13 protein-coding genes are annotated in these 16,033 nt (G+C 60.0%); all 13 read left to right on the forward strand.

What is annotated here, in order from left to right:
- Positions 1 to 15: 15 nt before the first annotated feature.
- The 13 genes from VQ071_RS03805 (at position 16) to VQ071_RS03865 (ending at position 16,002) form a co-directional block, all read left to right on the forward strand.
- Positions 16 to 1,356, forward strand: coding sequence for an ABC transporter substrate-binding protein (locus VQ071_RS03805; protein WP_340512528.1), 1,341 nt, complete (start codon positions 16 to 18; stop codon positions 1,354 to 1,356).
- 67 nt (positions 1,357 to 1,423) lie between these two features.
- Positions 1,424 to 2,305, forward strand: coding sequence for a carbohydrate ABC transporter permease (locus VQ071_RS03810; protein WP_340512529.1), 882 nt, complete (start codon positions 1,424 to 1,426; stop codon positions 2,303 to 2,305).
- Between the two features lie 15 nt (positions 2,306 to 2,320).
- Positions 2,321 to 3,217 (forward strand): carbohydrate ABC transporter permease, encoded by an 897-nt coding sequence (locus VQ071_RS03815; RefSeq protein WP_340512530.1) that lies wholly within the window; start codon positions 2,321 to 2,323, stop codon positions 3,215 to 3,217.
- A gap of 31 nt (positions 3,218 to 3,248) precedes the next feature.
- Positions 3,249 to 5,510, forward strand: a complete 2,262-nt coding sequence (locus tag VQ071_RS03820; RefSeq protein WP_340512531.1) for an FAD-dependent oxidoreductase — start codon at positions 3,249 to 3,251, stop codon at positions 5,508 to 5,510.
- A gap of 845 nt (positions 5,511 to 6,355) precedes the next feature.
- Positions 6,356 to 6,934 carry a hypothetical protein gene (locus tag VQ071_RS03825; RefSeq protein WP_340512532.1) on the forward strand — a complete coding sequence of 193 codons (579 nt, stop codon included), beginning with the start codon at positions 6,356 to 6,358 and terminating at the stop codon, positions 6,932 to 6,934.
- A gap of 189 nt (positions 6,935 to 7,123) precedes the next feature.
- A complete protein-coding gene (locus tag VQ071_RS03830; protein WP_340512533.1) occupies positions 7,124 to 8,092 on the forward strand; it encodes a glycoside hydrolase family 113 in 969 nt (322 codons plus the stop codon).
- A 42-nt stretch (positions 8,093 to 8,134) separates the two neighbouring features.
- Positions 8,135 to 9,355: an AGE family epimerase/isomerase gene (locus VQ071_RS03835; protein WP_340512534.1), complete on the forward strand. Its 1,221-nt coding sequence runs from the start codon at positions 8,135 to 8,137 to the stop codon at positions 9,353 to 9,355.
- Between the two features lie 3 nt (positions 9,356 to 9,358).
- Entirely contained in the window at positions 9,359 to 10,564 is a 1,206-nt protein-coding gene (locus VQ071_RS03840) for a glycoside hydrolase family 130 protein (protein WP_340512535.1), read from the forward strand.
- Positions 10,565 to 10,807: 243 nt separating this feature from the next.
- Positions 10,808 to 12,133, forward strand: a complete 1,326-nt coding sequence (locus VQ071_RS03845) for an ABC transporter substrate-binding protein (RefSeq protein WP_340512536.1) — start codon at positions 10,808 to 10,810, stop codon at positions 12,131 to 12,133.
- Positions 12,134 to 12,361: 228 nt separating this feature from the next.
- Complete coding sequence (locus tag VQ071_RS03850; RefSeq protein WP_340512537.1) at positions 12,362 to 13,660, forward strand: stage II sporulation protein P; 1,299 nt, start codon at positions 12,362 to 12,364, stop codon at positions 13,658 to 13,660.
- Between the two features lie 14 nt (positions 13,661 to 13,674).
- The gene (locus tag VQ071_RS03855; protein ID WP_340512538.1) at positions 13,675 to 14,139 is read left to right on the forward strand and encodes a hypothetical protein; all 465 of its coding nucleotides are present in this window, start codon (positions 13,675 to 13,677) and stop codon (positions 14,137 to 14,139) included.
- Positions 14,140 to 14,272: 133 nt separating this feature from the next.
- A complete protein-coding gene (locus VQ071_RS03860) occupies positions 14,273 to 15,259 on the forward strand; it encodes an HD-GYP domain-containing protein (RefSeq protein WP_340512539.1) in 987 nt (328 codons plus the stop codon).
- 44 nt (positions 15,260 to 15,303) lie between these two features.
- Complete coding sequence (locus tag VQ071_RS03865; RefSeq protein WP_340512540.1) at positions 15,304 to 16,002, forward strand: Crp/Fnr family transcriptional regulator; 699 nt, start codon at positions 15,304 to 15,306, stop codon at positions 16,000 to 16,002.
- Positions 16,003 to 16,033 lie beyond the last annotated feature (31 nt).

Here is a 16,033-nt window from a genome sequence, read left to right on the forward strand (position 1 = left end):
CAGGAGGTCAACAAAGTGAACAACAGGAGATGGTTTACGATTTTGCTGGCAAGCATCATGATGATCGGGCTGCTCTCGGCCTGCTCGGGCGACAAAAACAAAAACGGCGGCAACAGCGGCGGCGCGTCGTCGAGCGCTCCGAGCGGCGCGGGCGCAAGCAAGGCGGCCGACCCGATCAAGCTGACGATGTGGGGCGGCGTGCCGCCGGAGTCGGGTCCGCAAGCGGTAGTAGACGCCTGGAATGCGGCCCATCCGGACGTGCAAGTCGAATATGTGCGGTTCGTCAACGACGACGACGGCAACCTGAAGCTGGACACCGCGATGCTGACCGACCAGGGCGTGGACATCTACGTCAACTATACGCTGTCGCAGACCGAGAAGCGGGTGGAAGCGGGCGTAGCGCTTGATCTGAGCGAGCTTGGCGATTACAACATCGACGAGAAGATGGGGCCGGACGCCGCGCTGTGGAAGATCAACGACAAGTATTACGGCGTGCCGACCAAGAAAAACGCATTTTTCGTAGCGCTGAACAAAGATATGCTGGATGCTGCCGGGCTGGCGGTGCCGAAGAGCTGGACCTGGGACGAAGCGCGCCAATACGCCAAGCAGTTAAAGGCGGACGGCCGTTACGGCTTCATTCAGCATCTGGAGCCGTTCTACGATCCGATGGATTCGGTGCTGGTGAAGGAAGGCTATACCAAAGCGGACGGCAGCTCCAACCTGGATCACCCGCTGATCCGCAAGTGGCTGGAGACGCTGAACGGCATGATGAAGGAAGATCAATCGACGCCGCCGCTCGGCGAGCAGATGTCGACGCAACTGCCGGTGGACACCAGCTTCCTGAGCGGGCAAGCCGCGATGCTGAACATCGGGGAATGGCTCATCCGCAGCTCCAACAACATGACCGATTTCCCGCGCGACTTCAAGATCGCATTTGCTCCCGTGCCGCGTCTTGCGGACAACGAAGCCGACTATATCACACGCGGCGGACTGGGCGACTTTGTGTCCGTCAACGCCAAGTCGAAGCATAAGAACGAGGCATGGGAATTTGTGAAGTGGTATGCGGACGGCGGCATGGCTCCGATGGCTGCCGGCGGACGGCTGCCGGCGTCCAAGGATGTCGACAAGCAGGTAGCGATGGACAGCCTGCTCGGCGACAAAGCCGATACGTACGATCTGGCGTCGCTGGAGTACGTGCTGTATGGAGACACGACGCCGACCTACGTCCGCGGCGTGCCGCAGCAGGTCATCGACCTGCGGACGCAGGAGTACGAGAAGTACTTCCTGGGCAGCCAGAATATCGACAAAACAATCGGCAACATGGTATCCCGCCACAACGACTTCCTTAAACAATAAACGAAGAAGCCGGAGGGAGGGGCGCCCCGCGCGCCCCCTCTTTCCTTAACGACAGGAGTGGAGCTCCATGAAAGGCAACTGGATGAGGAAGCAGCAAATGCTCGGATATGTGTTTATTGCGCCCAATATGCTCGGCGTCTTGCTGTTTTTTGTTCTGCCTGCAATCTTTTCCTTTGCGCTCATGTTTACGGACTACAAGTTTATGAATCCGCATGTGTCCTTTGTCGGTGTCGATAATTTTACGAGACTGTTTAAGGACGAGGTTTTTTACGTATCGCTGACCAACACGTTTATTTTCCTGCTGTCGGTGCCGGTTTCGATTATGCTGGCTTTTATCGTGGCGGTTGTGCTGAACAAGTCCGTTTATTGGAAAAAAACGCTGAGAGCGCTCTTCTTCATGCCTTACATTACGAGCGGCGTCGCTATCGCATTTGTATGGATGCTGCTGTTCCAGCCCAAGATGGGGCCGATCAACGGCTTCCTGCGGGCCATTGGCATCGATAATCCGCCGGGCTGGCTGTCGACGATGGAGACGTCCATGATCGCGATCGACATCATCTGGATCTGGTTTATGCTCGGCTACAATATGATTATTTATCTGGCAGCGCTGCAGGAGATATCCACGGAGCAGCTCGAGGCCGCCAAGATCGACGGCGCCAAGTGGTGGCAGAGCGTGCGCAGTATCGTATGGCCGCTCGTCAGTCCGACAACGTTTCTGCTGCTCATTACCGGCTTGATTATGACAGTCAAGACGTTTGGCATTATTCAGGCGATTACGCAGGGCGGACCGGGCAACAGCACGACGATTCTGTCCCTGTTCATCTACAAAAATGCGTTCCGCTATTACGAGATGGGCTACGCTTCGGCCATTTCCTGGGTGCTGTTTTTCATCATCTTGATCATTACTTTGATTCAATGGGCCGGTCAGAGGCGCTGGGTCCACTACTAATGGGAGGAACGGACAATGGACGCAACGAGTAAACCGCTTGCTTCCCCCCATGCGGGGTCCGTGCCGCGGAGAACGTCGGCCGGACTGAAGCTGCTGGAGTGGAACAAGCTGATCCTGACGCTGATTATGGCCTTCCTGGGGCTCTTGATGATCGTGCCGTTCATCTGGATGATCAGCACATCGTTCAAGACGCCGGCCGATGTATTCGTCTATCCGATCAAGTGGCTGCCGAACCCGTTCAACTGGGATCATCATGTGAAGGTGTGGACCGGCGACAAGAGTTTTGTGACGTATTATTTGAACTCGCTCAAAGTATCCGTTATCAGCACGACAGGCGCGGTCTTCCTGTCCTCATTCGCAGCCTACGGCTTCTCGAGGGTGGAGTTCAAAGGCCGGAACACGATGTTCCTTGTGTACTTGTCCATGATGATGGTGCCGCCGCAAGTGCTGTTCGTGCCGAAGTTCATCATGTTCGAGTGGGCGGGCATCTACAACACGCATTATGCGCTGATCCTGCCCGGCATGTTTACGATATTCGGCGTTTTTATGATGCGGCAGTTTTTTCTGTCGATCCCGTATGAGATTTCCGAATCCGCGTTTCTCGACGGGGCGGGACATTTCAGCATTTTTTTCCGGCTCGTGCTGCCGCTGGCCAAGCCCGCGCTGGCGACGCTTGCCGTCATCGACTTCAGCTGGCACTGGAACGATTATGAGAATGCGCTCGTGTTCCTGATCGACGAACGGCTGTACACGGTGCCGCTAGGCTTGCAGAACTTCATTCTGGAAAACACGATCGATTACAACGGGATGATGGCCGCCGCGACGGCCGGCATCGTGCCGATGATCGTCGTATTCCTGCTCGGACAACGGTTCATCATTCAAGGCATATCCAATTCGGCGGTCAAGGGATGATCGCTGCGGGACAGACTGGAGTGTGAGAGATGTGAGGAAAGAAACGATCGTATCCGATGTGACGGTGATCGGTGGCGGATTGGCGGGCGTGTGCGCCGCGGTGGCGGCCGCAAGATTGGGGCAGACGGTATCGCTCGTGCAAAACCGGCCGGTGCTCGGCGGCAATTCCAGCAGCGAGGTGCGCGTGTGGGTATGCGGAGCGACCAGTCACGGCGTCAACCGCTACGCCAGGGAGACCGGCATTATGGGCGAGATGTTCGTGGAGAACCAGTATCGCAACCCGGACGGCAACCCGTATCTGTGGGATCTGATCGTGCTGGAGACCGTCCGGGCCGAGGACAACATACGGCTGTTCCTGAATACCGACGTCCATGAGGTCGAAGTGGCGGAGGCGTCGTCGGACGGCGGCGAAGCGGCGGGCCGGATCAAGGCGGTGACGGGGTGGATGATGGGCTCGGAGCGCCGGATTCGGTACGAGAGCAGCATGTTCCTCGACTGCACGGGCGACGGTCTGGTCGGCTTCATGGCCGGGGCGGACTATCGGATCGGACGTGAGGCGAAGGCCGAGTTCAACGAGGATTGGGCGCCGGAGGAAGCCGACGACATCACGCTCGGCAGCACGATTCTGTTCTATACGAAGGATGAAGGACGCCCCGTCCGGTATATCCCGCCGAGCTTCGCCCGCAATATCGAGACGACGTCCATTCCGATCCGCCGCGTCATTCGCAGCGGCGATTCGGGCTGTCATTACTGGTGGATCGAATGGGGCGGCGAGCTGGATACGGTTCACGACAACGAGCGTATTCGCGACGAGCTGTGGTCGGTCATATACGGCATCTGGGATTATATTAAAAACTCGGGTAAGTTCGAGGCGGACAACATGACGCTGGAATGGGTGGGAGCGCTGCCCGGCAAACGAGAATATCGCCGCTTCGTAGGCGACTATGTGCTAAGTCAGAACGACATTGTCGCGCAGGCGCCCTTCGCCGACCGGGTCGCCTTCGGCGGCTGGTCGATCGACCTGCATCCGCCGCAAGGCATGTACGCCGATGAGAGCGGCTCCAAGCATTATCATGCGGACGGCATCTACCATATCCCGCTGCGCTCGCTCTACTCGCGCAACATCGACAATCTGATGTTCGCGGGCCGCAATATAAGCGCGTCCCATGTCGCCTTCGGCACGACGCGGGTGATGGCGACATGCGCCGTCATCGGCGAAGCGGCGGGCACGGCCGCCGCGCTGTGCGTTCAGCGCGGCGCGGCGCCGCGGGAGCTGCACGCGGCGCATCTGGATGCGCTGCAGCAGACGCTGCTCCGTCAGGACGCCGCGGTCATCGGGCTGCGCAGCGAGGACGAGTCGGATGCGGCGCGGCGCGCTGCCGTGACGGCATCCTCGGTGCAGCGCCGCGTCGCCGTCGAGGAGCCGTCGTCCGCCTACGCGCTGACGCATCCGGCGGGCGTGCTGTTCCCGGTCACGGATCGTATGGACAGCCTGTCGCTGCTGCTGGACGCTTCGGCGGATACGGCATTGACCGTGTCGTTGTTCGAGACGGGCAGAGACGAGAATTATATTCCGGCCCGGCTGCTGTTGTCGCATACCGTGCCGGTGTCTCGGGGCGATCGGCAATGGGCGACGGTGCCGCTGGAATACGCGGCGAACCGCCCGTGCAATCTGTTCGCCGTGATCGAAGCGAACGAAGCCGTCGCGCTGTATCGGAGCGGCGAACCGCTGTTCGGCGTGCTGTGCTTCGAGAACCGCATCGCCGCGTCGGCCGACTTCGCCGACTACGAGCAATCGCAGCTCACGATGGCGTGGTCGATGAAGGGGCTGCATCGCATGCCGTTCTGCCTGCGCGTGTCGCCGGACACGGAGGCGTACGCCGCGGCGTCGGTCGTCGACGGCTTCGCTCGGCCATACAGTGGTCCGCATATTTGGATGTCGGACGTCATGGGGCCGGGACGCGAGGAATGGATTCAACTGGAGTGGCAAGCGGCGGAGACGATCGCGGAGATTCAACTTCTGTTCAACGACGATGTCAACGAGGACCTCATCAACCTGCATCATCATCGCACCCCGTTCGAAGTGATCCCGGAGCTGATCAAGGATTACCGCATCGAAGCGAATGTCGGCGGAACCTGGCAGGTGCTGCTGCGCGAGACGGATAACCGCAAGCGCAAGCGAATCCATCGGCTGGAGCAGCCGATTCGGGCGGAGCGGCTGCGAGTCGTCGCAGAGTCGACCAACGGCTCCCGCCGCGCGCAGTTGGTCGAGATCAGGGTGTACGGATCGTAGCGCGCCGCGCAGGGCGGTCAACACGAGATTACTTACGGCGCGGCTGCTGTGCGCGGCGGCAACAGGAGCGACCGCCCGCTGTAAGCGCGGAAACCAACGTTACTGGTGTGACGAGCGCGCCGGATCGCGGTGCAAGCGAGAAATGTGCGGCAACAGGAGCGACCGCCCGCTGTAAGCGCGGAAACCAACGTTACTGGTGTGACGAGCGCGCCGGATCGCGGTGCAAGCGAGAAATGCGCGGCAACAGGAGCGACCGCCCGCTGTAAGCGCGGAAACCAACGTTACTGGTGTGACGAGCGCCGGATCGCGGTGCAAGCGAGAAATGCGCGGCAACAGGAGCGACCGCCCGCTGTAAGTGCGGAAACCAACGTTACTGGTGTGACGAGTGCGCCGGATCGCGGTGCAAGCGAGAAATGTGCGGCTACAGGAGCGACCGCTCGCTGTAAGCGCGGAAACCAACGTTACTGGTGTGACGAGCGCGCCGGATCGCGGTGCAAGCGAGAAATGCACGGCTACAGGAGCGGCCGCCCGCTGTAAGCGCGGAAACCAACGTTACTGGTGTGACGAGTGCGCCGGATCGCGGTGCAAGCGAGAAATGCGCTGCTACAGGAGCGGACTACCATTGTATGTGAAACAAACAAAACCGTCAGGAACGCTCTGACGGTTATTTCTTGTTTTGTGAGCGTATCTCCCGCGGATCGGAGGAGGCCGATCGCCTCTCGTAGTAAAGGCGATGGCGCGCTCGAGGCTGGGGGAGGCCGATCGCCTCTCGTAGTGAAGGCGATGGCGCGCTCGCGGATCGGAGGAGGCCGATCGCCTCTCGTAGTGAAGGCGATGGCGCGCTCGTGGGCTGGAGGAGGCTGATCGCCTCTCGTAGTGAAGGCGATGGCGCGCTCGTGGGCTGGAGGAGGCCGATCGCCTCTCGTAGTGAAGGCGATGGCGCGCTCGTGGGCTGGAGGAGGCTGATCGCCTCTCGTAGTGAAGGCGATGGCGCGCTCGTGGGCTGGAGGAGGCTGATCGCCTCTCGTAGTGAAGGCGATGGCGCGCTCGCGGATCGGAGGAGGCCGATCGCCTCTCGTAGTGAAGGCGATGGCGCGCTCATGGTCTGGAGGAGGCCAATCGCCTCTCGTAGTAAAGGCGATGGCGCGCTCGTGGTCTGGAGGAGGCCAATCGCCTCTTGTAGTGAAGGCGATGGCGCGCTCGTGGGCTGGAGGAGGCCGATCGCCTCTTGTAGTGAAGGCGATGGCGCGATCGCGGGCCGGAGGAGGCCGATCGCCTCTTGTAGTGAAGGCGATGGCGCGCTCGTGGGCTGGAGGAGGCCGATCGCCTCTTGTAGTGAAGGCGATGGCATCTCCCGCGCTTGGTCGAGGCCGAACACCTGCAAGGCATATTGCCCGATTCAAATGCGCCCCTCAAACCAATAATGAATGATGCCTTCTCTTGTTGACTTCTTCCCCTTAGATGGTACAATCACTTTTAGATATTGTTATTTAATTTACTAACAAATTAGATAACAATAATTATATTATGGTTTACAGAATTGCATCTTAATGTCCACAAAACTGCATCTACAAATCTCTACCTACAAAAGCTTGCACGAAGGAGCGGCCAGCATGAGCAAACAGACTTGGAACGAGACGGTTAGCGGCATGACTTGGGGTTGGGTCGGCACCCGCGGCACTTGGACGGGGCCAGAAGCGGACTTCTCGATGGAGGAGATGACGAAGCTCGGCGTGAACTGGGCGGCGATCGCGCTGTCCGCGCTGCAGGAGACGCCGCAGTCGACGGACATCCCGTACTGGGACGAACCGACGGTGACCGACGACGAGGTGCGCACGGCGATTCGCAAGGCGAAGGCGCTCGGGATGAAGGTGTGCCTGAAGCCGGTCGTCAACGTGAAGAACGGCACGTGGCGCGCGCATATCGGCTTTTTCGACGAAGAGGTTCCCGGAGAGCCGAGCTGGGCGCAATGGTTCGCCTCCTACGGCAAGTTCATCGCCCACTACGCCGCCATCGCGGAGGAAGAGGGCTGCGAGATGCTGTGCATCGGCTGCGAGATGGTGCAGACCGACAAGCGCGAGGCCGAATGGCGCGCCTTGATCGCCGACATCCGTCCGATCTACTCCGGCCTGATTACCTATAATTGCGACAAGTACCAAGAAGGCCGGGTCAAGTGGTGGGACGCGGTCGATATCATCTCCTCGAGCGGCTACTACCCGATTCACGAGTGGGAGGAACATCTCGACCGCATCGAAGGCGTGCTGGCACAGTGGAACAAACCGTTCTTCTTCATGGAAGCGGGATGCCCGAGCCGCGAGGGCTCGCCGCTCCGTCCGAACGACTGGTCGCTGCCCGGCGGTCCGTCGGAGGAGGCGCAGCAGCGCTACTACGAGGCGATGTTCGGCGCGTGCGCGAAGCGCGAGTGGATGCGCGGCTTCATGCTCTGGGACTGGCCGGCCAAGCTGTACGACACGCAGGATGCGGCGGCCAACGACGACTACTGCATGTACGGCAAGGCGGCCGCCAAGACGGTCGGCGACTATTACAAGTCCGGACAGAAGCCGGAAGGCTTGAACGCCTGAACGCCTGAATGATTGAACTCGCACAAGAGGGAGGACTTACGCATGACGCAGCAATTGACGAGCGCACGGTGGCGGCAAGAGCTGACCGCGGAGCTCAAGGACAACATCCTCGGCTACTGGCTGAACAACACGGTTGATGAAAAGTACTTCGGTTATGTCGGCGAGATTGCGAGCAGCGGCGAACGGAAGCCGGAGGCGGACAAGGGGCTGGTGCTGCATGCGCGCATCATGTGGACGTTCGCGTCCGCGTACCGTCTGTACAAGGAGGAGGCGTACCTCGCCGCTTCCAAGCGGGCATACGAAGCGCTTCGCAATCATTTCCACGATCCCGAGCACGGCGGCCTGTACTGGCTGATCGACGTCAAGGGCAATGCGGTATCGGATAAAAAGCAGGTTTACGGCCAGGCGTTCGTCATCTATGCGCTGTCGGAGTACGTGCGCGTGACCGGCGACGGGGAAGCGCTGGCTTGGGCGGAGGAGATCTACCGGCTGCTCGAAAAGCACGCCTACGATCCGGTGCACCTCGGTTATGTCGAAGCGCTCGCCCGCGACTGGTCCGAGACGGACGAGTTGAGCCTCTCCGGCAAGGACATGAACGAGCGCAAGTCGATGAACACGCATCTTCACGTGCTCGAGGCCTACACGAATCTGTACCGCGTCTGGAAGCCCGAAGGCCTCAAGGCGAAGCTGAAGGAGCTGATCGAGGTCCATCTGGACAAGATCATCGACGCGAATACCGATCACTTCCTGCTGTTCTTCGATGACGAGTGGCAGTCCAAGTCGCCGCATGTGTCGTACGGACACGACATCGAAGGCAGCTGGCTGCTATGGGAAGCGGCCGAGGTGCTGGGCGACGAGTCACTGCTCCCGCGCGTCAAGGAAGCGGCGGTCGCCATGGCCAAGGCGACGCTCGAGCAGGGCGTGGACGAGGACGGCGGCCTATTCAACGAATACGACGGCCATCATCTCGACGACAGCAAGGATTGGTGGCCGCAGGCCGAAGCGATGGTCGGCTTCCTCAACGCCTACCAGCTGTCCGGCGAGACGAAGTACCTGGACGCGGCGAAGCATAGCTGGGACTTCATCTCGAAGTTCGTCAGCGACCGCGAGGGCGGCGAATGGCATTGGCAGGTAACGCGCGCAGGCGAGCCGATCATGGACGCGAATCAGCCGAAGGTCGGTCAGTGGAAGTGCCCGTATCACAACAGCCGGGCTTGCATCGAAGTGCTGGAAAGACTCGAACATCTTAAATCGGAGGCGTAATCCATGAGCGATTTTCTGAATCAAATCAAACAATTGAATGAGCAGTACGAGCAGCTGATCTCCCGTCCCAACCCGAAGGTCGAGCCGGGCAACGGCATCTACTGGCGCCACGAGCATCCGGTCGTGACGCATGCGCATGCGCCGCTCTACTGGCGCTACGATCTGAACCCGGAGACGAATCCGCACCTGATGGAGCGGATCGGCGTCAACGCCGCGTTCAACGCTGGCGCGATCAAGCTTAACGGCAAGTATTATCTGATGGTTCGCGTCGAAGGCGTCGACCGCAAATCGTTTTTCGCCGTCGCCGAGAGCGACAGCCCGACCGAAGGATTCAGATTCTGGGACTATCCGGTGCTGCTCCCCGAGACCGAAGACCCGGACATCAATGTATACGACATGCGCCTCGTGCAGCATGAGGACGGCTGGATCTATGGCCTGTTCTGCAGCGAGCGCAAAGACCCGGACGCGCCGAAGGGCGACACGTCGAGCGCGAACGCGAAGGGCGGCATCGCCCGCACGAAGGACCTGATCAACTGGGAGCGTCTGCCGGATCTCCAGACCCCTTCGCCACAGCAGCGCAACGTCGTGCTTCACCCCGAGTTCGTGAACGGCAAGTATGCCTTTTACACGCGTCCGCAGGACGGCTTCATCGACACGGGCGCCGGCGGCGGCATCGGCTGGGGACTGTCCGACAGCATGAATCCGGCCATCGTCGACCACGAAGCGATCGTGGACGAGAAGGTGTATCACACGATCAAGGAAGTGAAGAACGGCCAGGGCGCCGCGCCGATCAAGACGGACAAGGGCTGGCTCCATATCGCCCACGGCGTCCGCAACACGGCTGCCGGTCTGCGTTATGTCATCTACGCGTTCATGACCGCGCTCGACGAGCCGAACCGCGTCATCCACGCCCCGGCCGGCCATCTGATCGCCCCCGAGGGCATCGAGCGCGTCGGCGACGTATCCAACGTCGTGTTCACGAACGGCCTGATCGCCGAGGAGAGCGGCGAAGTGTACATCTATTACGCTTCCTCCGACACGCGCCTGCACGTCGCTTCCACGACGATCGACCGCCTGATCGACTATGTGCAGAACACGCCGGAGGACGGCTTGCGCTCGCGCGCGAGCGTCGAGACGCGCCACAAGCTGATCGCGCGCAACCTGGAGCTGCTGGATCGCCCCGAGTACGCTTTTCTGAAGCGCGGCTAACAGCTCGTCCGCATAACTGAATAGGCCATGATAAAAATCCCCTGACCGGTGCATAATAATGCCTGGTTAGGGGATTTTAAGCTAAAAGTTTTTGTTTGTTATCATAATTGATGACAATAAAAACAAAACGATTGCCTGTTATTGCAGAACGGTAAGCGTATAATGAGTACATGTAAGCGATCCCATCACAGCGCTTACAGGTGCCGAGCGATCGGCAAACACCATCAATCTGGGGGTATACAAATGAAGAAAAGCACGCTTGCCATCTTGTCGTTGCTGACCGCTTCCGCCGTCCTGTCCGCTTGCGGCAGCAACAACAATAACAACGCATCGTCGTCCGCGCCGGCATCGCCGTCCGCATCCGCTTCTGCATCCGCGTCCGCATCCGGCGGCGAAGCGAACGCCGACCTGTCCGGCAAGATTCTGGTGCTCACGCACCGTACAGACTATATCAGCGACGGCACGTTCGACAAGTACGTCGCCAAGTTCAAGGAAAAATATCCGAAGGCCGAAGTCGAATTCGAAGGCCTCACCAACTACGCCACCGATATCAACACCCGTCTGACGACCGGCGAAGCCGGCGACGTCAACATGATTCCGTCCGCCCTCGCAGCCAGCGAATATCCGAAGTACTATGAGCCGCTGCCGGATTCGATGTTCGAGAACGTATACTTCGCCGACTTCGACGCCTATGAAGGCAAGCGCTACGGCATCACGTCCGGCGTCAACACCCAGGGCATCGTGTACAACAAGAAGGCGTTCGAAAAGGCAGGCATCACCGCGACGCCGAAGACGCTCGACGAGCTGTACGCCGACGCGCAAAAGCTGAAAGACGCCGGCATCATCCCGCTGTACATGAACTTCGGCGCACAATGGCCGATGGGCAGTTGGGGCGAGAACTCCTACACGACCGTAGCGGGCGACGCCAAGTGGACCGACAGCCTGATCTCCACGGACACGCCGTTCACGGTGGACGGGCCTTGGGGCCAAATGATCCAGATCGCACGCAAGTTTGTCGAGAACAAGTGGGTTGAATCCGACCTGTCGACCAACAACTGGGAAATGTCCAAGGGCGAAGTCGCATCCGGCAAAGCTGCCATGTACTTCCTCGGCAACTGGGTTATTCCGCAAGTCATCGGCGCAGGCGCTGCTTCCGAAGACATCGGATTCTTCCCGTTCCCTTACGACAACTCCGGCAAGTACAACGCTCCGCTCGGCGGCGACTACTTCGTCGGCGTGAGCAAGGACTCCAAGAACAAGGAACTGGCTACCGCCTGGGTTAACTTCTTCGTCAAGGAATCCGGCTACGACACCGACTCCGGCTTCATGCCGGTCGACAAGACCAAGGAGCCGCAAGTGCCGCAGCTGGCCGAATTCAATGCAGCCAACCCGACCTATATCGAAGGCGTCGCGGTCGACCCTCGCTACAACGAGATCGCCAAGAAGGCCGAGATCGCGCTGGGCACCGGCTCCGTCGATCAGGACCTGATCGTGGCGAAGGATCTGAAGAAAGCGTTCGACGACATGAACGCCAAGTGGGCCAAGGCTCGCAAGGACCTCGGCTATTAAGCCGAACGCATCAGCTTAGAAACGCATAACGGCGGCACAGGATGCCGCCATCCCAAAAGGACTGTCCCAAGGTCATGGCCAATGACCGGGGGACAGTCCTTTTTTTCTATGATATGGATTCGTCCGTTCTAGCATCTCCTAATCTCTCATAGACTTCAATATCGCTTCGCAAGACGGAAGAGTTGAGAGTCTGAGAGAATTCCCGGACAGGGAAAACGGAGGTGCGGGATGATCCGTGCGGTAATCGCTCAATGGCCGGTCTGGCGCAGGCAGTCCCGAAAGTTTCTGGCGTCGGGCCGCGCTTTTTTGCTGCTTAGCTTTTGCTCGATGGTGCTGTTCGTGCTGCTCGGTCTTGGCGGCATATTGCAGATCAAGCTGGCCGCTTCACCCTCGCAATCGATGAAGGGGTTTGCGGCTTCGGTATCCGACACTTTTTTTTCCTCGATGCTCGGGCTCGAGCTGCCCCAGATGGCGGATCGCGGCGATGGGGAGCGGGTCGACGGGGAGCGGATCGCTGCGTTTCTGCTGCGGTTCCTGACGGATGTCAACCCGGGCGATCCCAAGAGTCTGCTCGCGGCCGAGATGCCGGGCGCGGGCGGGGACGAGCCGACCTTGTTCAGGACGGGCTCCGGGGGCTCGGACAGCGCGCCTGAAGACTACAGTCCGGCTTCGGACGGCCACTCCGGCGCGGATGGTCAAGCCTCGGACGAGCCGGACGATCATGGCGGAGGCACGGGACAGCAGACGCCGGGAGACGCGGACAAGCCGGACGCCACGCAGTCGCCGGATACGCAGCAAGGCGGAGCCGACGATCCGGCGCCGGATGCCGGCGAGGACGCCCCGCGGACGACGGACGGACGCAAAGTCGTATTCGTCTATCATTCTCACAGCCGGGAATCCTATTATCCGGAGCTGCCGGCAGGCACCAAGGACCCGAATTCGGGCAAAGTCAATGTGACCGCGGTCGGCAAGCGCCTGGCGGACCAGCTCGAGAAGCGGGGCATCGGCGCGGTGCACTCGTCCAAGGATTATGCGGGCACGGTTAAAGATTACGATTGGAACCAATCCTATAAATATTCCAAACAGACGGTCGCGCAGGCGATTGCGAGTCATGCGGATCTGACCTTTTTCTTCGATATTCACAGAGATTCGCTGCGGCGCAAGGAATCGACCGTCACGATCGGCGGCAAGGACTATGCCCAGGTATTCTTCATCATCGGTCAGCGCAATCCGGACTGGAAGCAGAACGAGAAGTTCGCCAATTCGATTCACGAAAAGCTGGAGGCGGCATACCCGGGATTGTCACGCGGCATATGGGGCAAGACGGCTGCGACCGGCAACGGCGAGTACAACCAGTCGATGGCGCCCGACAGCGTGCTCATCGAGATCGGCGGCGTCGACAACACGCTGGAGGAATGCTACCGCACCGCCGACGCGCTGGCCAAGACGATCGCGGAGCTGTATTGGCAGGACCAGGACGCCGAAGCCGTAGGCGCCGGGGCGAAGACGAAGACGTCGGCACAATAAAGGGGGAACGGGTCATGGGACGTTCAATGGGCAGGCTTGCGTTCGTGTCGGTGCTGATCGCGCTGGCCATCCTGTTCGGGATGGAGCTGGCGGACGACGGCATTCGCACGGTATACGGACCGGTCGGAGACAGTGCCGGCGTCTCCGCCGCGGACGGCGCGCAGGCCGCGAATGACGAGCGGGCGGCGCAGCGCAGCCGCTACTACGCGGAGGAGCCGCAGGGCATTGCCTATGAGGGCGGCAGCGGCGTGGAGCGCAGCTCGGCAGGCGGCGTGCGCGGCGGCGAACGGAGCGGGGGACAGGAGCGGGATACCGTGGAGCGGGAGACCGCGAAGCGAGATCCGTACGCGATTCCGCGGCCGGACGGCGAACCGCTCGTCGACAGTCTCGCAGACAAGACGGCTTCGGCGCTGCAAGCCTTGTCCCAGGGCGGCGTGCGGGCGGTCGTCTCGCTTTTCGACAAGCTGTCGGGTTCTTAAGGCCTACATTGCATCAGGTGGCGACTGAGACTTTTTGCCTTTTTATGTGATCTGAGTTACAGAACCGAACCCGGGTTCAATAGTAATATCGAATCGCACAAGAGAGACAAACAAGGATCGGGAGTGTGAGACTGTGCGGTTCGTGCGTGCAGACCAGCTGGTTGAAGGCGACAGACTGGGCAAAAGCATATATACGTCCGAAGGACGACTGGTTTTAAAGCAGGGCGCCTTGCTGGACAAGCGTCTCATCGAAGGTCTGAGGAGACGCAGCCTGCGTTATTTGTTTATCGAAACGACAGAAGCGCGCAATGCGCACCCGCATGCGCTCAAGGAAAATTTGCGGGCGCAGATGAAGGACTTGCTGGCGCTCGTGACGGCTGCGGTCCAACGCGGCGGCGCCGTCCCTATCGAGCCGGTGCTGGAATGGTCCGCGCATATGTCGCGGATCGTCATGGAAGAGCGCGATCTGATGTATCACTACGAGGATCTGCTGAGGGGAGACGACAGCCTGATCGCGCACAGCGTCAATGTCTGCTTTCTGGCGATGCTGACGGCCAAGGCGCTCGGCTACAGCAGACAGCGGATTCAGAACGTGGCCATAGGCAGCCTGCTGCACGATATCGGACTGTTCAGGCCGCATGACGGCACCATGGTCATTCATCATCCGCAGGTGGGATACGAGCTGCTGCGGCAGTCCCCCGGCGTGCCAGCGGCGGCGCTCCGGATCGTCATGCAGCATCACGAGCAGCTGAACGGCAGAGGGTTCCCGCACGGAACGAAGGGTGCGGAGCTGGCGGAGGAGGCGCAGATTTGCGGGCTGTGCAGCGAATTCAGTTATTTTATGAACGATCGACTCGCGGACAAGCTGCCATGTGGAGGAATCGAGTACGTCATGTCGAAAATAGATACTTCATACAGCTATGCCGTCGTCCGCGGCTTCCTGAAGGCATTCGTCCCGTATCCGATCGGCACCGAGCTCAGGCTGACCGGGGGACTTCTTGCGACGGTCGTCGAACTGAACAAGGGACATCTGGCCAGGCCGGTCGTCAGGCTGCACCAGTTCGGCACGAAGTTCAACCTGATGGAGCATCCCGGCTTTATGGTGGAGGCTGTCGTCTAGAGGGGACGCTCGGCGCAGCTGCACATACGCGCAAGGGGGCTATTATGCCGATTACCGCCACCAGGCTGAGGACGATCCCCTTTTTTAAAGGCATCGATCCCGCACTGTTCGACCGTGTCCTCCCGTATGTCCAGGAGAAAGTGTGCCGCAAAGGCGCGATCATTTTCCTCGAGGGCAGCGAAGGCGACGAGATTTACTTTATCCTCTCCGGCTCGGTCAGCATCCACACGATCAACAAATCCAAAAAAGTCGTGCTCGCGTTGTTCCAGGAAGGCGACTATTTCGGCGAGATGGCGCTCATCAAGCCCGGTCTCGTACGCTCGGCCACGGCGGAGACGGCTTCGCAGACCCGGCTGCTGTCGCTTCGACGCTCGCATTTCCAGCTGCTGTTCGAGAATGACCGCAACCTGCTGCACTATCTCGTCGAGGATACGATGAACCGGCTGCGCAAGGCCAACCAGCAAATCTACGATTTGACCTTTCTGAGCGTCCGCTCGCGGATCGTCAAGCGCCTTGTCTCCTGGTGCGACGAATACGGCGGCGGCTCGGATCCGTCCGCGCCCGTGCGCATCCCGATCAAGCTCACGCATCAGCAGCTCGCCGACATGGTCGGGGCCGTGCGGGAGACCGTATCGAAGGTGCTGCAGGAGATGCAGGACGAAGACCTGATTCGCATTCAGCAGAAAATGATTCAGGTGCAGGACCGCTCCAAGCTGGAAAAGCTGCTTGAGAACGAAGTATGATCTGTGCTAAAATGAGGGCAACTTTGTTTAT

Source organism: Cohnella sp. 56, from assembly GCF_037963805.1.
GTDB lineage: Bacteria > Bacillota > Bacilli > Paenibacillales > Paenibacillaceae > Cohnella.